The organism is Heyndrickxia acidicola, from assembly GCF_001636425.1.
Taxonomy (GTDB): Bacteria; Bacillota; Bacilli; order Bacillales; family Bacillaceae_C; genus Bacillus_AE; species Bacillus_AE acidicola.
On sequence record NZ_KV440953.1, the window covers coordinates 1,529,984 to 1,546,960 of the forward strand.

At 36.5% G+C, this 16,977-nt stretch carries 19 protein-coding genes and 1 pseudogene; 4 read left to right on the forward strand and 16 right to left on the reverse strand.

The genetic code is table 11. From position 1 onward, the window contains the following. Window positions 1-75 precede the first annotated feature (75 nt). The 3 genes and pseudogenes from A5N88_RS26530 to A5N88_RS07105 all read right to left on the reverse strand — a co-directional run. Window positions 76-246, reverse strand: a pseudogene (locus tag A5N88_RS26530) (DinB family protein); the annotation flags it as partial. A 214-nt stretch (window positions 247-460) separates the two neighbouring features. Next, entirely contained in the window at window positions 461-925 is a 465-nt protein-coding gene (locus tag A5N88_RS07100) for a DUF8821 family protein (protein ID WP_066264405.1), read from the reverse strand. A gap of 22 nt (window positions 926-947) precedes the next feature. Beyond that, window positions 948-1,427: a GyrI-like domain-containing protein gene (locus A5N88_RS07105; protein WP_066264408.1), complete on the reverse strand. Its 480-nt coding sequence runs from the start codon at window positions 1,425-1,427 to the stop codon at window positions 948-950. Between the two features lie 109 nt (window positions 1,428-1,536). Here A5N88_RS07105 and A5N88_RS07110 point away from each other — a divergent pair, with 109 nt between their 5' ends. Beyond that, on the forward strand, window positions 1,537-2,499 hold the full coding sequence (locus A5N88_RS07110) for a helix-turn-helix transcriptional regulator (RefSeq protein WP_066264409.1): 963 nt from the start codon (window positions 1,537-1,539) through the stop codon (window positions 2,497-2,499). A gap of 198 nt (window positions 2,500-2,697) precedes the next feature. Here the strand turns inward: A5N88_RS07110 and A5N88_RS07115 are convergent, their stop codons facing one another. After that, window positions 2,698-2,931 (reverse strand): hypothetical protein, encoded by a 234-nt coding sequence (locus tag A5N88_RS07115; RefSeq protein WP_066264410.1) that lies wholly within the window; start codon window positions 2,929-2,931, stop codon window positions 2,698-2,700. A gap of 367 nt (window positions 2,932-3,298) precedes the next feature. Continuing rightward, complete coding sequence (locus tag A5N88_RS07120) at window positions 3,299-4,477, reverse strand: AimR family lysis-lysogeny pheromone receptor (RefSeq protein ID WP_066264411.1); 1,179 nt, start codon at window positions 4,475-4,477, stop codon at window positions 3,299-3,301. A 746-nt stretch (window positions 4,478-5,223) separates the two neighbouring features. Between A5N88_RS07120 and A5N88_RS07125 the strand changes: the two genes are divergently transcribed. After that, complete coding sequence (locus tag A5N88_RS07125) at window positions 5,224-5,421, forward strand: hypothetical protein (RefSeq protein WP_066264412.1); 198 nt, start codon at window positions 5,224-5,226, stop codon at window positions 5,419-5,421. A gap of 212 nt (window positions 5,422-5,633) precedes the next feature. Here the strand turns inward: A5N88_RS07125 and A5N88_RS07130 are convergent, their stop codons facing one another. From A5N88_RS07130 to yneA, 10 genes are all read right to left on the reverse strand, one after another. Further along, window positions 5,634-5,852 carry a YneF family protein gene (locus A5N88_RS07130; protein WP_066264413.1) on the reverse strand — a complete coding sequence of 73 codons (219 nt, stop codon included), beginning with the start codon at window positions 5,850-5,852 and terminating at the stop codon, window positions 5,634-5,636. A 74-nt stretch (window positions 5,853-5,926) separates the two neighbouring features. Beyond that, entirely contained in the window at window positions 5,927-6,367 is a 441-nt protein-coding gene (sirA, locus tag A5N88_RS07135; protein WP_066264414.1) for a sporulation inhibitor of replication protein SirA, read from the reverse strand. Window positions 6,368-7,138: 771 nt separating this feature from the next. Next, window positions 7,139-7,882 carry a polysaccharide deacetylase family protein gene (locus A5N88_RS07140; RefSeq protein ID WP_066264417.1) on the reverse strand — a complete coding sequence of 248 codons (744 nt, stop codon included), beginning with the start codon at window positions 7,880-7,882 and terminating at the stop codon, window positions 7,139-7,141. Window positions 7,883-8,009: 127 nt separating this feature from the next. Continuing rightward, window positions 8,010-9,047, reverse strand: coding sequence for a spore photoproduct lyase (gene splB, locus A5N88_RS07145; RefSeq protein WP_066264418.1), 1,038 nt, complete (start codon window positions 9,045-9,047; stop codon window positions 8,010-8,012). Between the two features lie 11 nt (window positions 9,048-9,058). Then, window positions 9,059-9,301 (reverse strand): transcriptional regulator SplA domain-containing protein, encoded by a 243-nt coding sequence (locus tag A5N88_RS07150; RefSeq protein ID WP_066264420.1) that lies wholly within the window; start codon window positions 9,299-9,301, stop codon window positions 9,059-9,061. A 943-nt stretch (window positions 9,302-10,244) separates the two neighbouring features. Further along, a complete protein-coding gene (locus A5N88_RS07155; RefSeq protein WP_066264421.1) occupies window positions 10,245-10,859 on the reverse strand; it encodes a GNAT family N-acetyltransferase in 615 nt (204 codons plus the stop codon). 155 nt (window positions 10,860-11,014) lie between these two features. Then, entirely contained in the window at window positions 11,015-13,018 is a 2,004-nt protein-coding gene (tkt, locus tag A5N88_RS07160; RefSeq protein ID WP_066264422.1) for a transketolase, read from the reverse strand. A 446-nt stretch (window positions 13,019-13,464) separates the two neighbouring features. Beyond that, window positions 13,465-13,698 carry a DUF896 domain-containing protein gene (locus tag A5N88_RS07165; RefSeq protein ID WP_066264424.1) on the reverse strand — a complete coding sequence of 78 codons (234 nt, stop codon included), beginning with the start codon at window positions 13,696-13,698 and terminating at the stop codon, window positions 13,465-13,467. 102 nt (window positions 13,699-13,800) lie between these two features. Then, window positions 13,801-14,460: a YneB family resolvase-like protein gene (locus tag A5N88_RS07170; RefSeq protein ID WP_066264425.1), complete on the reverse strand. Its 660-nt coding sequence runs from the start codon at window positions 14,458-14,460 to the stop codon at window positions 13,801-13,803. 7 nt (window positions 14,461-14,467) lie between these two features. Beyond that, entirely contained in the window at window positions 14,468-14,791 is a 324-nt protein-coding gene (gene yneA / locus A5N88_RS07175) for a cell division suppressor protein YneA (protein WP_066264428.1), read from the reverse strand. Window positions 14,792-15,013: 222 nt separating this feature from the next. On the opposite strand from yneA, the gene lexA reads away from it, so the two are divergent. Further along, a complete protein-coding gene (gene lexA, locus A5N88_RS07180) occupies window positions 15,014-15,637 on the forward strand; it encodes a transcriptional repressor LexA (protein ID WP_066264429.1) in 624 nt (207 codons plus the stop codon). A gap of 394 nt (window positions 15,638-16,031) precedes the next feature. Continuing rightward, the gene (locus A5N88_RS24240) at window positions 16,032-16,160 is read left to right on the forward strand and encodes a YjcZ family sporulation protein (RefSeq protein ID WP_083953081.1); all 129 of its coding nucleotides are present in this window, start codon (window positions 16,032-16,034) and stop codon (window positions 16,158-16,160) included. A gap of 60 nt (window positions 16,161-16,220) precedes the next feature. Here A5N88_RS24240 and A5N88_RS07185 read toward each other — a convergent pair whose 3' ends face one another. Then, the gene (locus tag A5N88_RS07185) at window positions 16,221-16,640 is read right to left on the reverse strand and encodes an OsmC family protein (protein WP_066264431.1); all 420 of its coding nucleotides are present in this window, start codon (window positions 16,638-16,640) and stop codon (window positions 16,221-16,223) included. Between the last annotated feature and the right edge of the window lie 337 nt (window positions 16,641-16,977).

Below are 16,977 nucleotides of genomic sequence, written 5' to 3' on the forward strand. Positions count from 1 at the left end.
TTACATAAAACATTCCTTTTTAGTAATAAACAGAATAATAAGTGTATTATTTCATAAGCTTTCTTTTTCCACCAATCAACGATGCGATGGCCAAGAACCCTGTATCTTACTATTTTGAATAATTTGACCAGTATGGCCCACATCGTGAAGCATTATGACTAAAAGCTTTTCTTCCAGAGTATTTTGTTCAAGCTCTTCCACGGTTATTTTAATTAGCACATGTCTTGAACTGTGTTGAATCATTTCGCATGTTCAACGACGGCTATCCCATTTGTTGCCATTTAATTGTTAGGTAAGGCAAAAGGTTTCATTACCACCTTCCTCCTATGGTCCAAATAAATAGTATTTCACCAAAAAGTGAATAACTCCTTATTAAAGTAATTTGCCCTTTCGCCACATAAAAAAGGCTGCCAACAATGACAGCCGGATGTTTAGCTCTTACACATTTTATTTGCTTACTTTAATATTCTCCTTTAATTACAAAAAACGAGCCCCGAATTGTTCCAGCTAGTTTAGACTTCTGCCTAGCAAACTTAAACCTCCCTTCTAACTCCTTTGGTACCTCCATTCCCTCAGAAAGCTTAAAACCAACAGCCCGTTTCTTAGAGTCATCAACCGTATACATGACATTGACCACAAGACCATCCTCATAAATGACATAGGTAAATTTGATATTGTCCACTTGAAAACTCGACGTTTCTAAAGGTTTGGCCGCAAATTCAATATCACGTTCATCTTTCAAAACTTTGTTCATATAATTAAGGGTCTCCTGACTTTCACTAGCTGGTACAACCGTAAATTCATGCTTGTATTTGTTCATAAAGTAACGGGCTTCATTTGCACGTAAACCAGCAAGCGCTTCTGCTGCAGGTGAAGACTCTAAACCAACCGTAGACACATCTTTAAAATCAACGATATAGGACAATTCTAATCCCCCTTTTATCTCTTTATTTCCTAACAACAGGAATCCACATTTCACCAAATATTAAGCCGTCTCGCACACCCATCTCAACCGTTGCATTTGGCCCTCCAACATAGGCAATATTCTTTGCTTCGGGCAAGGCCTGACCAAAGGCAATACCAGTAAGCTTAGTACTCAACTCATCAGCCGTCTTCTCTTCCCCTTTCACCACTAGGTATTCTCCCTTCGGAAATTGGATCACTCTTGTGGCTTCTGGTACCAATGCCTCTGTTATGACGCCAGCATAATGCATCATCTTGTTATTTACCGCTTCGTTCACGGCAAAAATGTAGTCATTTGCGGCTATGGCTTTTAAAGTGTCAAGCCTTCCATCTTGTTTGACAGCCCGCCAAAAGTCTGCTTTTTCCTTGTTGATACCAGCAAAGTCTGTGTAATCGCTCTTAAGTTCAGTTCCAATGCCCAAAACCGTAAAGCTGTCTTTTTCTTCTAGAGTATACTCTTCCATATTCAAACCCATCCTTTTTTAAAATTAATCAAACGATTTGTCTTTTCATTTGATGATATTATAATAGCTTTAAATCATGTCAAAAAATGATACCGTTTAGGAGGAACCGATGAAAAAAGTTGTACGGATTAATATCATCATGCGTTATATCAACAACCGCGCCCATTTTACAATTTCTGAAATCATGCGAGAATTTAATATCTCTCGTTCGACAGCTATTAGAGATATCAGAGAAATTGAGGCCATGGGGATGCCGCTTGTCGCTGAATCTGGAAGGGATGGGGGTTATTTTGTGATGCACAACTCTGTCCTCCCCGATGTTCGCTTTACCGATAATGAGGTCAAAGCTCTTTTTATTGCCTTTATGGCCACAAGAAATCAACAGCTCCCCTATCTAAAGAGTCGTCAATCTTTAGCTGAAAAATTACTGGGCCTCATTTCAGAAAACCAACAGGATGACCTTGTTCTTTTAAATCAAATCTTGCTCTTTGAAGGGACCAACCCCAATAATCCCGATCTATTGGATCTAACGGACCTCCCCCATCCCATGTTAGAAAAACTCATCCAAATCCTTCTTTTGGACAGGTATTTATGGATTACCATTCATGAAGAAAAGATAACAAAGTCTTATCCTATTTATCTCTTACACCTTTATCGTGAAAAAAGCCTTTGGCACATTGAAGGATTTGACTTAAAGGAAGAAAAGAAGAAAATTTTCCCTGTTGACCATCTCACCAATGTCAATCCATACCCTGCGAAAAGAAGATTAAGTAAAAAAAAGATTTTTGAAAAACTAGGTAAGCAGGAAAAAGTAATCAACCTTGTCCTTGAACTCGGTCCAAAAGCGATCGCTCAGTTCAAAAAATACCACCCATTAAAAATTTCAATTTCCTATACGAATCCTTACCAAACCACAGCCATACTAAAGACTTTTATCAATGTTAATAATCCTGAAGAATTGACCGAAATAACAAATTGGATGCTTTTCCTAGGTGGGGACATTTTGGTCAGGGAAGTCCCAAAAGAAGTTTTAGAAGGTTTACAAGAGAGATTATGCTTATACTGCCCATGAGCAGTGACCAGTTATCCCCTATTTGTGCGATTTACTATACCAGAAATACATCAATATTAATAAAAAACCTTTATTTCAATAAAAAGGGGGCATCTAAATCGTTTGCGATTTAATGCCCCTTTTCGTATGTCTTTTATTTACTTGTATTTAAAAATAGAACCCGGTACTTTAAAAGCGACTTTTCAAACAGGTTCATCTTCATACTGTCGCCAGTAATTGTTCTCCTATCATTTCCTTAAGTTCTTCCATTGATTTATTTTTATCTTTTTCTCCAAAAGTAACGGCAAAGTATTTTGTTTCACCATTTATTTCACAAGTGCCAAATACTTCAAAGGGTTCTCCCTTTACTACGTGTGCAAAGACATTTTTATTCGTCATTAATTCCTTCTTATGTTCTATGTTAGTGATGTTAATATTCGTTATTTTACCCATAATTCTTCTTTCCTTTCAGTCCAAGTTCTCTCAACTTTTATTGACTCCCTGAATATTCTTTCATAGTTGTTTACCCTTTTTTTCAATTATAAATCACAGGGGGTTAAAAACCTTAATCACTTAAACTGAAGCTGGAAGAATCAGTTTAATCGTAGATGAGATTTGAAGACTAAATATTTACCCAGTCACAAAAAGTCATTCCTGTTACTTATCCATTAATAGGTTGACCCTATTGGTACGTCCCCATCGTGTCCGCCATTTGGCAGAACAACGCTGCTGCTCGCAAGTAAAATGGCTATCAATCCAACAGAATACAAAATTTTCTTTAACTTCATAATGTACCGCCTCCTAAAGTTATAATAAGTTATTAAACTAAAACAAACGGTTTACTCCCTGCTTTTTCAAGCTCCAATAAAGGAAGATTGGCAAAAAGTAATTCCCCTTGTTTAATATATTCAGCATAGGATTGCCATAGGATATCTTTTTCCTTTTCGATAAGTCCTTTCATCAGAATGAGAAAGGGCAAATTCTCTTTCGTAATTTGATCCTTATCTTGAAGAAACATTCCATACAGCTCCTGCGCTAATTGCCTATCGCCTGATTTAACAGCAAAATAAATACGGTCCAGCTGGGTTAGATGAGGAAGATCCTCCTGGGTGGCTTTGTCATGGATACATTTAGCTAAGCCTATGTAATGCTTTATAACTTCAAGGGTCCTTGTATGCTGAAGCTTTTGAAATATTGCTTCCGCCTTCCCCAAATTCTCTAATGATTCCTGAAAGGAGGAAAAAAGAGAAGATAGGCCTTTTGAATAATAAGAAGAACCCTTCAGCCTTTCATTATCTGATGAATGGATGATGGCATCTGCTACCTGGTTGCATTCATAATGTTGGTTTGTCATCAAAAAATATCTCATTTTTATCTCTTCTTTGCGGAGGTGATAACGATGCAGCAGATATTTTTCGCAATCCAGCTTTTGCACTAAAGAGTCCAGCAGCTCAATATTCAGCTTTAATAAATTGTACGATCTCATGTCATAAAGAATATAGGACTCCAATATTAAAATAAGATAATCACTTTCAGAGGTGCTGTCCGTCTTTAATACTGATAATTGTTCACGATATATTTTAAGCGGTATTTGAGAAGTTTTTCGTTTATAGAGCAATTCGTACAGATTAGAAATGGATTCCAAACCTCTGTTGCTGGATTTTTTGCAGCGATTGATAAGGGAGGATAAAAATTCATAATCATGGTGCTCATCTGCAAACTCCAATAACATTCTTAAGTTTTGAGGCTTGGCAGCCCTTTTGGAAAAATCCTTTATTATATCCTGTATATCTTTGGAGTTTCGGCAATATCTTTTAATGATTTTTAACAGTGTATCAAATTTTACTTCATGTGAACCCGGCTTTCCCTCCACAAAATCAATGAAATTAGATAAATAGCTGTTCGAAAGACCTAATTCAAAGGCAATCTGCTTTAATGGTGTTCCTTTAAACAGCTTCTCTTCTATTAAGCATTTTTTTAAATATAATAATGTATGCATATGCATCTACCTTTGTTTTTTTACTTATTTTACAATATTTTCTTAAATATTAAAATACTCTTTTTAATTAATTTTTGTTATTCCTGCCTGTGTACTTCCGCTCCGGGCTAGATGGGGCCTGTGTGGTTCAATTGATCCGGTTTCTTCATCAAAATTAAGTTTTAAACAATAAGTGGTTTTCATTAGTAAGATGCAGAATTTTCTTATTTTCAACTATATTAATTTACCTTAAGATTTTTTAAAATTTATCTATTAATTTCCACTCTGACTTTTGCATATCCTATAACCCTGGGGAAAATCAGAAAACCTTATCCTGCAAGTTAAGCAGATTTTCAAAATGGATTTAGTAATTAGGTTTTATCACATAAGATGAAACAATCAGGATTAGTAAAGATTTTTTGTTCTAAAACTTGTGAAACGGCCGTTGCATAAACGAGGAGAACAAAACATTCCAGAAATAAACTCCGTGTAAAAATGGTTGTAATTTTCTTTTAGTTGTACTACTCTTAATTTCTCATGGCAAATCTATGATTGGCGTTTTTGATATACATTTCACCTAAACATCTAAAAAAATTGGCCGATACTATTAATTGTGTGCATTTAATAGAACAATCGGATCGTTATAGTTGATTTTGGTGCCCTGGCCCTATTAGATTAAAGCGCAGGCCCCCCCTCGAAAACGCGCACCTTGAGCGAAATAAACAGGCAGAATGAACAGAGCCTTTAAAATTAAGGAGAAGGATTTAATGAATTTAAGAGTTGGACAAAAATATAAAATAAATAATGAACAAACCATTCAGATAACAAAAACAGATTATAAGTATGTATATTTTGCGGAATACATTAACGGAAAATACACAACCAGCCGGAATATGAAAAAAGAAAATTTTAATATAGATGCCACTCAACTTTTGAGTGGTATTTTGTTTGTAGAAGGAGTATAGACCTTTGTCTATACGAGACAAATGGCTGTATACAACAAAAAAACCACTCTTCGCTGGTTTCGGTTCCAACGAGTAAGTGGTTTCGGATTAGCTTGATAAAAGATACACTTTAGGGCTATTCAAAGATTTAATGACTAGTATAATTCCAAAATCATTATGATTGTACCCTTTTAAATCCCTTTAAAATAAAATCAAGCCCTAGGCAATTTTTATTACTTGCCTGTCTGTTTGTTCATGGCATTCATCATTTGATTGATTTTCTTTTGGGATGGTTTCATGCCCATTTGCATCATCATCATTTTTAGCATTTGTTCATTAATTGGCGGATTCTTTTTTAGATAGGTCATCATATATTTACGTGCGACGAAAAATCCAATCGCAACCCCAACTAGCAAAGCAATTACGCCTACTAGGATAATTACCCAAGTCATACTATTCCTCCTTCATGTTGTCTATCTTACAGTGTACTAAATCCTCATTCATTTTACAATATTTCAATGATGTTTCAAATGTATTTTCTTGTTTTTACTGGTTTAATCCAACCGAATTGTGCATGCTCTGTATCGACAGCTAATAGACGGCCATCAAATTTACGGAGTTCTTCAAAAAAAATGGATTCCGTGTCATAGTTTCCCCAGGCATTTAATTGGAGCCTGTGATCTTCAATTAGAAGCTCTACGGAGTCATCTGACTCGGGAAGCACATAACGATAGTATCTTCCCTCGAGTATGAATTCTTTATTTCTTAAAAATGACTGATTTAATAAGTGATGCAAATGCAAAACCGGCAGAGGCTTTGTAATAAAGCGAATTTGTCTTTCAATTATATTTTTTAAGCGTCCAGACACCACTTGATACTGTGAAAAAAGCTCGAAGAACATTCTTTCTCTTCCATAAAAATAGTCAGCAAACTCTTCTTCTATTAAATAGATTTGATACGTTCTCAAAGACATTCACTCCCGAATTTATTCCTTTCCCTACAGTATAGAGAATGAGCAGAGCAATTCATGTCACAAGCTGTCTTAGCCGTTTACTTTTTTTGTCGTTTACAACAAATGGTCAAATAGCCTATATAATTACAAATACAACCGTTTACTTCTTATTATACCTGCCGTAATATAAAATACCATCTTTTTAAGGGGATTTTCTGTATTTTTATAAAATATTGCGGTTATCTCATACTATTTTTAATCCTTTGTTAACAAATATTCCTGATTTACACCTATTTTGATTGGAGCTGTAGTGCGAGACTCCTGGATAGAAAAGAGGATCTGAATGGAGTCCCCCGGGAGATGATCCTAAGAGAAGGCTTACTTGCCCCCCACGGGAAGCAAGTACCTGCAGCCTAATTCAACCTGCAAGATTAACAGAGCTATGTTTTATATGGAATTAAACATCCTTCCAGAGTAAATATGTATCAAAATATAATGAGACATTTGCAGAGAAATTTGTTTTTATTAGCATAAGTAAAGGCTGTTTTCTCACAAATAGTTGCCGGGGTTGTCTGTCCTCGCGGCACCTTTTCGCATCCTATTTAAAAATTTAATACTAAACCTGGGTTAAATAATTTTTTGTCAATTAGCAACAAAGTTTACGAACAGAGCCTAAGTAAAAGTAAAAGTATTGCTAGCAATAAATAACATAATAAAGTAAAAAGCATATTATAGATTAATGAAGTGGCACTCACGACCACTTCATTTTTATTACGTTTAAAGAACTTATTTTAAATAAACAGGAATTCCATCATATCCTGATCTTAATAATAAATCGGATACACTAATCATTTCATAGCCCTGTCTCTTTAATTCAGGAAGAATAAATTTAAGAGCTTTCACTGTCTGACTTCGGTCTCCGCCCCCATCATGCATTAATATGATATTTCCTGGCTTAATATCCAGTATTACATTCATGACAATACGATGAAAGCCAGGCTTCTGCCAATCTTTTGAGTCATGATTCCAGGACCATAATATAACACGGTATCCTTCCTTAGCAGCAGTATTAACAACCAGGTCATTATAATAACCTCCGACTGGCCTGAATAATGCTATATGTTTTCCCGTTATCCTTTCTACCACATCTTCAGTAAGTCGGAGTTCATTCCTAAGATTGTTCTCGGAAATCCTTGAAAGCCGGGGGTGACTAAAGGTATGGCTTCCAATTTCATGTCCTGCCTTTGATATTTGCCTTGTAATGTCTGGGTATAGTTCGACTCTCTCCCCTGTTACAAAAAAAGTAGCTTTGGCATTATACTTTGCTAACAATTTGAGGATTTGCGGGGTATATTTTGAATGTGGTCCGTCGTCAAAAGTTAAGGCAATAATTTTTTGATTTGTTTTAACATCCCACACTGCATTTCCGGTTTTTTCATATTCCGCTCTAGTTTTTAATGCTTTTGTATTCACTTGAAAACCACACACTAATGCAATGGCGATAATAAAGCTGAAAAAGTATCTTTTCATAGCGCTGCTCCTATGAACCGATCCATATCGATTAGATTTTTGTTCATTGAGTTTACTTCTTTAATAAAAATGCTGCTTTTAGTAGCAGTATGAATTTGATAGTAAACTACTCTTTCTTTGGTGAATCTCAGGTAAAGTACTCTATTTTAGCTTTTGGAAAAAATTCGTTTATATAATTAGAAATAGTTTCTTTCATATCTGTCTCTTGTTCTTTCGGATAAATATATTTTCCAATTCCATATCTTCCCCATTTATAACGGCGTTTTTCTTCATCTAGTTCCAGTTTTGTCATAGGGTAATTCTTTTGAATTACTCTTTTTGCAGGCTTTGTAAACCTGTGCTGAATCAGTTCAAATGTTATATCATGCTTAGTATCCTCAGGAAGCTTGGCATGTAAGAGTTCAAATAAATGTTTATACCCTTCTTTCCAGCCTTCGTGCAAATAAATAGGAGCTACAATAAAGCCAAGTGGATATCCTGCTTTCGCCACTTTGGCTGCCGCCTCAATTCGATCCTCCAAGCGTGACGTACCCGGTTCAAAATATTTAATAACGTAGTCCGCATTTATACTAAATCTGAATCTGGTTTTTCCATTGTGCTCAGCGTCCAATAAATGATCTACATGATGAAATTTTGTCACAAATCTAAGTCTGCCTTGTTCGGATTTTCCAAAAAATTCAATAGCTCTTTTCAAGGTATGAGTTAAATGGTCAATTCCTACAATGTCGGATGTACATGAGGCTTCAAACCGAGTAATTTCGGGTGAACGTTCATCCATGTACTGTTGTGCCTGTTCAAGTATTTCTTCCACATTCACATAAGTTCTGATATAGGGCTTGCTTCCCATTGTAGTTTGAAGATAGCAATAATGACAGTGTCCCATGCATCCAGTAGCAAAGGGAATGGCATATTCTGCAGAAGGCTTTGAGGTATCAAATTTAAGCGTCTTTCTGATTCCCACGACCAATGTGGATTTGGCTATTCGATACCGTTGGAAATCATTTTCTCCAGGGAGGTTTCGAACCTGATTATGGGAAGTTGTATAGCGAATCTCTACATCCTCTTGTTTAAATTTTTCTAATAAAGTTTGTCCCAAAGGATATTCAAGAGCATCTGGTTCAAAATAAACTAGCTGGGGCATAAAAGGTTTTCTACCTTTACTCATATCCTTCCCCCCTATTCCATACTGCCAAAATAATAAGCATACGCTTGCTCTGCTTCCTCTTCTGATTGATAGATGGCGAACTCATCAGACAAAGGATAATATGTTTCGTATAAAAATAGGGCTAACTGCCCTGGGTGGGAAGGATCCTGTACAACAGCCGCTTCTTGTATATTCGCTACATCTTGTGTATGGGGATTGCGATAAATGACATAAACTACCTCGCCAGGTGAATATGGAGAATCAGTAAAGTTCATTATTATCCACTCCTTTCTATAAATAGGTTTCCTTATCAGTTAAAGTTTATGAGTGATTTAAACAGGAAAAATCAGTTAATCTGTAATGATTTTAAATTTTATTTATTTTTGTCTGTCATTTTCTGCTGCAAGGTCTCCTCTTTATCATTTTTAGCGAAAGTCTTGATATTTACTCACCATTTCTCATTAGGACTACATTACTTTTAGTCTTACATGCAAAAACTAATGTTCACTTATAGAGAAAAAATGATGAAAATTGATGACTATTGGTTCTGTGGTAAAACCTGTGAATTGCTTTCATAAAGATGCTAAGCTTTATACATAAAGCAACAATTAATTCGAAAACAACCTTTATTTAAGACAGAAGAGGCAGTCCCAAAAGTCCACTGATATCAGATGACCTTGGATGCAGCCTTTTTTTCCTGTTAGTTGATTTCCATTTCAGGCACTCGCTTTCCGCGGGTGGTAGCGGAGCCTTTTCTTCGCAAGCTCCTGCGGGGTCTCTACTTACACGCTTATCCCGCAGGAGTCTCTTGTATCTGCTCCAATCAACCTCGATTGAAAACGAACAGTGTGTATTACTCATATATATATACCGCTGTTTGTCATACCTGCTCACTCATTAATCAATTTATGTGTAAGATTAACATCTATTTTTTCATATGCCACCCTTATCTATTCTTTCTTCCACATCAATAAGGTACTAATGATTACCATAGGTCGGGCTGGCTTGATTTTTTGAACTAGTTTAAAGTGATTTTCTGCGTAGCCTAGTCTAAAACTAAATAGAAAAATCCCCCTACCTTTTTCCCCTTTTTTTCAGTAGTAAAAAAAGGGTGACTCCATTCAGCGGCATAGCCCGGCTTTTTGAGTCACCCTCTTTTAAAAAGGTAATATGAGTATTGAAATAATAGCAAATAAAAAAATAAACACTGCAAATAATCTAGTGGCTTGTTAAAATTTCCATTGTGGACTCATCTTCCAAAAATGCTTCCAAACGCTGTTTTACAAATGGCCATTCTTCTTTGATTATACTGTATAAAACACTGTCTCGAACCTGGCCATTTTCAAGTATTCTTTCTCTCCTGATTGTTCCCTCAAAGCTTGCACCCAAACGTAAAATTGCTGCTCTGGAACGCTCATTTCTAGCATCAGTTTTGAATTGTACCCGATTCCAATTGAGTTCCTCAAAGCAATATCGAAGTAATAAATATTTTGATTCCGTATTTACCCTCGTTCTCCAAACCTCGGGAGTATACCAGGTCCAGCCAATTTCAAGCGTTTTATTGGGAATAGAAATATTCAAATATCTTGTCGTTCCTACAATTTTATTTGTTTCATTATCCCAAACGACAAATGGAAGTTCACTTCCATTCATTCTTTCGAAAAGGGCTTTTGCAATATATTGCTCAATGTCTTCCAGTAACTGAGGCTGATTGCTTGTAAAATACGTCCAAATATCGGGATTTTTCGAAACGAAAAACAACGCTTCAGCATGTTCCTCTTTTAAAGGCAACAATTTTACCCTTTTTCCTGCTAACTGAATATCATGAAGCATAACATTCACCTCCCTATTCTAGATTAATATAAAAGCTGTAAAAGCGTAAGAAAAATTTCAATTATAACTTTTGCTTTGAAAGAAAACCCCTCATCTGCTGAAAGTGATATCACCAACAGAAAGAGGGGCTGTTATACTTCATAGTATAAATCCTTCTATTTAAGCAATTCTTTTACCCTTGAAACAACATTTTCCACAGTAAATCCAAGTTCAGCCATTACTTTATCTCCTTTTCCAGAAGCACCGAAACGGTCAATGGCTAAAATGTCTCCTTCATCCCCTGTATAACGATCCCATCCAAAAGATGAAGCCATCTCAATAGCAAGTCGTTTTTTCACTGATTGAGGCAAAACAGTTTCCTTATATTCCTTTGATTGGCTCTCAAAGCGATCAAAAGACGGCATACTGACTACAGAGGCTGAAATATTTTCCTTAGCGAGCCATTTTTGAGCCTCAATTGCCAGATTTACTTCTGAACCGGATGCAAGGAGTAAAATATCTGTTTGTTCTTTTTCAGATGGAGAAACTACGTATGCCCCCTTGCTTACTCCTTCTTCAGCCACTGAAGCAGTAGATTTCAAAGTCGGCAAACCTTGACGTGTAAGAATTAGAGCCGTTGGATTATCCTTTGACGTTAAAGCCAATTTCCAGGCTGCTGCTGTTTCATTGCCGTCTGCAGGACGAATAACCGAGAGATTCGGCATGGCACGTAATGCAGCAAGCTGCTCTATTGGTTCATGAGTCGGACCATCCTCACCAACCGCAATACTATCATGAGTAAATACATACGTGACAGGGAGGCTCATGAGAGCGGCCAAACGGATGGCAGGGCGCAGATAATCAGAGAAAACAAAAAATGTGCCTCCATAAACCTGCAATCCGCCATGGAGTGCTAATCCATTCATGGCGCCTCCCATACCAAATTCGCGAACACCAAACCAAATATTCCGTCCTTCGTATGATTCCGGAGTAAAATCTTTATCCCCTTTTATCATCGTATTGTTGGAACCAGCAAGATCGGCAGACCCGCCAATGAATGTTGGAACATTTTTAGCAATTGCATTTATTACCTCTCCGCTTGATGCACGGCTCGCAAGGGCTTTTCCTTCTTCATAAACAGGAATATCTTTATCCCAGACTTCTGGAAGCTCACCTTTAATCGCTTTATCCAATTGAGCAGCTAATTCTGGATATTCACTTTCATAATCCTGAAAGAGCTTTTCCCATTCTTTTTCTTTTTTCAATCCTTTTTCAACAACTCTTTCTTTAAAACGCTCATACACTTCAGAAGGCACATAGAAGTCTTCATCAAATGTCCATTTATAAAATTCTTTTGTCAATTTCATCTCATCTTCGCCAAGCGGAGCACCATGTACTGTATGTTTTCCTGACCGATTAGGGGATCCATAGCCAATAATTGTTTTTACTTCAATCAGAGTCGGGCGGGATGTTTCCTTTTTGGCTTCTTCAATCGCATGTGCCACCGCATTAATATCATTTCCATCTTCTACACGGAGATAATGCCAGCCATAGGCTTCAAATCTTCCTTTAACACTTTCAGTAAAAGCTTTATCCAAATCTCCATCTAATGAAATATCATTTGAATCATAAAGCATAATAAGCTTTCCAAGCTTTAAATGGCCTGCTAGAGATGCAGCTTCACTCGAAATACCTTCCATTAAGTCTCCATCACCACATACTGCATATGTATAGTGATCCACTACATTAAAATGGTCTTTATTATAGACACCTGCAAGATGGCGTTCTGCCATTGCCATGCCTACAGCCATTGCCACTCCTTGTCCCAATGGACCTGTTGTAGCTTCTACACCATCTGTATGGCCATATTCCGGATGTCCTGGAGTTTTGCTCCCCAATTGACGAAAGTTTTTTATGTCATCCATACTTACATTATAACCGGATAAATGAAGCAAACTATACAACAGCATAGAGCCATGCCCTGCTGATAAAACAAAACGGTCTCGATTAAACCATTTTGAATTCTTTGGATTATGATTCATGAATTGTGTCCAAAGAGTATATACCATTGGCGCAGCACCCATCGGCAGGCCAGGGTGTCCAGAGTTTGCTTTTTCGATTGCGTCAATAGATAACGTACGTATGGTTGTGATCGCTAAATCATCTGTTTTATCAAACACTTTTCAACATCCTCTCTTCTAAAGAATTTCATTCCAGCAGGCATACACCACTGAAAGCAAGCATGTCACACTAATGATATTTTCATTATTCCTTACCATAAAAAAAGTATGTATTTAGCTGACCAAAACACAAGTACCACAGATTACAGATTCTCTTAACCAATGTATGGGCGTTTCTTTCAGCAACGAAACATACTTATAAAAATAACTCTATTAATCTTGCCAGTGGTTTTCCACTTCAGGGTCATGCTATCGGCGGGCGGTTGAAGAGCTCCGATGATTTCCCTCTTTTCTAAGCAAGAGACTCCGTATCTGCATCAAAGACTATTAGGTTCATTCCAACAATGAGCTTGAACATCGCCAAAAGAATAAAAAAACTGGAAATCATCCAGCATTCCAGTTTTCTTTACCCTATTTTTTTCGTTAATAACCATATCTTTAAAATCTTAGTGCAACTTCTTCTTTACCTGTGCTTGTCGAATTTTATCAGGCGTTACGTCTTCTCCATTCGGATCTATAATCTTCACATTCTCAATTGTATTTCTCATAGAAGAACGAAAAGTCTCTAGGTATTCTTTTCTTAATTTGGATTGTTCTTTAGCTTCTTCCTGAGTCAATCCTTCAGATTTTGCTTTTCGGGACAATTCGCTGATTCTTGATAATTTTTCCTTAGATAGCATACTCACTTCCCCCTTCAACATATAAACACGTAAACGGAAATGTTTTGAATATCGTAATGTTACTAGAAAAAGGAATAGATCGCAAGAAAAAGCCTCTCATGGTTATAGCGTATCATCATTCTTCCTGGAGTCTATAAATTCTTGATATCTCCTGTGAACAGTTGCTTTTGACACATTGTAACCAAAGCCTCTTAAAGTAGCTGCTATATCGTTAAATGTTAATCCGTTCATCCTAAGCCGGACAATTTCCTGAACAGGGAGATCTTTTCTATCTCTTCCGTTTTCATTGCCTCGGCCCTTAAGGTTTTTTTCAGGCTTATATCCGTTTTCAACCGCTCTTTTCATTCCACGCTTTATTTTAATATTGTGCAGTTTTCTTTGATATTCTTCTACCATGCTGACAATCTGCAGCACCATTGAATCAGAATCTGAAAGCTCCAATTCACCGTTTTGCGCTAAACTGTATACCTTAATTCCTTCTTTATATAAAACATGCAGCAATGCCATTTTTGCATTGCCTCTCCCTATTCTGGTTTCGTCCTGAATTAGTACAGCTTGTACATTATCTTCTTTAATATAATCAAGCATTTCAAGGATGCCTTGTCTTTCAAGGTCATAGCCGCTGGCCTGATCCTTAATTACTTTTACCACTGTAAAACCCCATTTACCAGCAGCAGCCACAAGCTCTTCGTGCTGCCTTTCCAATGATGTTTCCTGTGTATTCTTTGTCGTGCTAACCCTGCAGTATATAATTGAATTCATGATGTCCTTACTCCGTCTTCAGTGCCAATTTGTTCTGCAATTTAAATTCTTTTTTCATTTTAACAGGTATGGTAAGAATATCCCCCTCTTTAATGGTTTCACTATCAATATTGTTATGGTCCTGTACCCATTTAATAAACTGTTGTGTTGACATAGAATAATCATTTTCATAAATAGATGCAATTTCCCATATAGACTGTCCCTGTTTAACCACTACTCTTTCATAGGAGGAAGTATCGTCATTCAGTGAGAATATGACATAGATTCCAAAAAGAAATGAAATGACAATAAAAAGTATAGCATATGAATAATTCTTAATATAAGTAGTCATATAAAACACCCTTTCGAGAATGTATGTTCGCTTTGTTAAGAAAAGTATAATACGAACATTTGTTTTTAGTCAACAGTTTTTTCGAACTTATGTTTGTACTGTTCAGATATACATGTTATAATTAATTCAAAATAAAGCTGGCTAAGATACATAGGTGTATTTATAAATAAAAGATTCATAGGCAGAGACTCTCATATTAATTATGAAAACGGGGTGTAATAAATGACAAAACTTTCAAAGAGGCAGCAGGATATTCTGGAATTCATAAAACAGGAAGTAAAAGCAAAAGGATATCCGCCTTCAGTTCGTGAAATAGGAGAAGCAGTAGGCCTCGCTTCCAGTTCAACTGTCCATGGACATCTATCAAGGCTTGAAAGCAAGGGGCTTATCAGGCGAGATCCGACGAAGCCGCGTGCAATTGAAATCTTAGATTTAGAGCATGATAACATTCCTCGCCAAAACGTGATGAATGTACCCTTGGTTGGAAAGGTAACAGCCGGGCTTCCAATTACAGCAATAGAAAATGTCGAAGAGTACTTTCCGCTTCCTGAACAACTTGCTCCAGCTGACGAAAACATTTTTATGCTTGAAATTGTCGGTGAAAGTATGATTGATGCAGGTATCCTGGATGGTGACTATGTAATTGTCAGACAGCAGCAGACAGCGAACAACGGAGATATTGTGGTGGCGATGACTGAGGATGATGAAGCCACTGTAAAGCGTTTCTTTAAGGAAAAGAATTACTTCCGCTTACAGCCTGAAAACGCCACCATGGAACCCATTATTTTAAACAGTGTTTCCATTCTTGGTAAAGTAATCGGTTTATATAGACAGGCCATCCACTAATTTTGTTCTTTAATTTAATAAAAAAAATCAGGCTTCTTTAAAGAAGGCCTGATTTTTTATTTCCACAATAGTTCCACATTTTTTATTAAAGCTGGTTTAGTATAGATTGTTGCTTTACGTACAAAGAATTATTCAGTGTTGTCTGTCTTCTCAGCAATTTTTCTTAAGCTCTTCACAAGTTTTAATACTGAACATATATTTATTATGATAGTACTATGTCCAATAGCAACAAAGCTTACAAAAAGAGCCTTCATTAAATTCTCCAAATCATATTTCGCAAGATCCTTAGAAACCAGCTACAGTTAAATTTTACAATAAAAGTATCCGCATTCCCCTAGTACCCTTATGACAAATGCACATATACTGTATAAACAGAAGAAAGGTGGTGTAACATATGGGCTGCTTTGGCGGATGTAACTATGGTTACGCTTATCCAGCATATACTGGCGGAAATACTTTTGCTTTAATCGTTGTACTATTCATTTTGTTAATCATTGTAGGAGCTATTGTTTGCTTTAACTAATGTAATGAAAACCTCTAATACTTTTATTAGAGGTTTTTTTTCAAAGCTGCTCTTCAAAAACTAAGCTTTTATCTTTTTCCCATTAATTTCATAACTCATCGTAAGGGCGGCACTTAATGAGTGTGCAACCGAGCAATACTTTTCCTTTGACAATGTGATGGCACGATGAACCTTTTCTTCAGGAAGCTCACCTTCAAGTACATAGTGAATATGAATATCCGTAAATCGTTTGGGGTGTTCAGAAGCACGTTCTCCTTCTACTTCCATACTAAAGGATGAAACATTTAACCTCATCTTATCCAAAATAGAAATAATATCAATTCCTGTACAGCCTGCTAGAGCATTTAATAACATTTCTGTTGGCCTTGCCCCGCTGTTTTGCCCTCCATCCTCTTGAGAAGCGTCCATTTTCAAAAAATGTCCTGATGGCGTGCTTCCTTCAAAGGCCATTTTTCCTTTCCATTCAACACTCAGCTTCATGGATAATCAATCCCCTTTCAACAGTATTTCAGTCATTTAATTCAGTTTATTTCCTAACATGCCATTCTACAACCACTCATAATATTTCTAATTTTCTCCTTCATTAAAATGGAGATGCCGTCAAGCTTATTGCTGCTAGGCAGCTTTTCCAAAAAACATTTGCACATTATGTTTATGTATAAGTATGTTAAAGAAATTTTAGCATAGCTCATATTTTTGTACCCCAAAGTCCTCCCCATATGAGGAGGACTCTTAAATATACAAAATCTGCCCCTGCCAAGATTATTAGTTTACGGAAATAGCAAGTATTTCATGTATTTGCACTTTCATTTTTTTA

Bases quoted from the DNA above. Each gene is read 5' to 3' on its own strand.
- lexA (WP_066264429.1), top strand. From the start codon at position 15,014: ATGACAAAACTTTCAAAGAGGCAGCAGGATATTCTGGAATTCATAAAA.
- A5N88_RS07130 (WP_066264413.1), bottom strand. From the start codon at position 5,852: ATGACTTGGGTAATTATCCTAGTAGGCGTAATTGCTTTGCTAGTTGGG.
- A5N88_RS07165 (WP_066264424.1), bottom strand. From the start codon at position 13,698: ATGCTATCTAAGGAAAAATTATCAAGAATCAGCGAATTGTCCCGAAAA.
- yneA (WP_066264428.1), bottom strand. From the start codon at position 14,791: ATGACTACTTATATTAAGAATTATTCATATGCTATACTTTTTATTGTC.
- A5N88_RS07150 (WP_066264420.1), bottom strand. From the start codon at position 9,301: ATGAACTTTACTGATTCTCCATATTCACCTGGCGAGGTAGTTTATGTC.
- A5N88_RS07125 (WP_066264412.1), top strand. From the start codon at position 5,224: ATGAATTTAAGAGTTGGACAAAAATATAAAATAAATAATGAACAAACC.
- A5N88_RS07140 (WP_066264417.1), bottom strand. From the start codon at position 7,882: ATGAAAAGATACTTTTTCAGCTTTATTATCGCCATTGCATTAGTGTGT.
- A5N88_RS07155 (WP_066264421.1), bottom strand. From the start codon at position 10,859: ATGCTTCATGATATTCAGTTAGCAGGAAAAAGGGTAAAATTGTTGCCT.
- A5N88_RS07120 (WP_066264411.1), bottom strand. From the start codon at position 4,477: ATGCATACATTATTATATTTAAAAAAATGCTTAATAGAAGAGAAGCTG.
- A5N88_RS24240 (WP_083953081.1), top strand. From the start codon at position 16,032: ATGGGCTGCTTTGGCGGATGTAACTATGGTTACGCTTATCCAGCATAT.
- splB (WP_066264418.1), bottom strand. From the start codon at position 9,047: ATGAGTAAAGGTAGAAAACCTTTTATGCCCCAGCTAGTTTATTTTGAA.
- A5N88_RS07185 (WP_066264431.1), bottom strand. From the start codon at position 16,640: ATGAAGCTGAGTGTTGAATGGAAAGGAAAAATGGCCTTTGAAGGAAGC.
- A5N88_RS07115 (WP_066264410.1), bottom strand. From the start codon at position 2,931: ATGGGTAAAATAACGAATATTAACATCACTAACATAGAACATAAGAAG.
- A5N88_RS07105 (WP_066264408.1), bottom strand. From the start codon at position 1,427: ATGGAAGAGTATACTCTAGAAGAAAAAGACAGCTTTACGGTTTTGGGC.
- A5N88_RS07110 (WP_066264409.1), top strand. From the start codon at position 1,537: ATGAAAAAAGTTGTACGGATTAATATCATCATGCGTTATATCAACAAC.
- A5N88_RS07170 (WP_066264425.1), bottom strand. From the start codon at position 14,460: ATGAATTCAATTATATACTGCAGGGTTAGCACGACAAAGAATACACAG.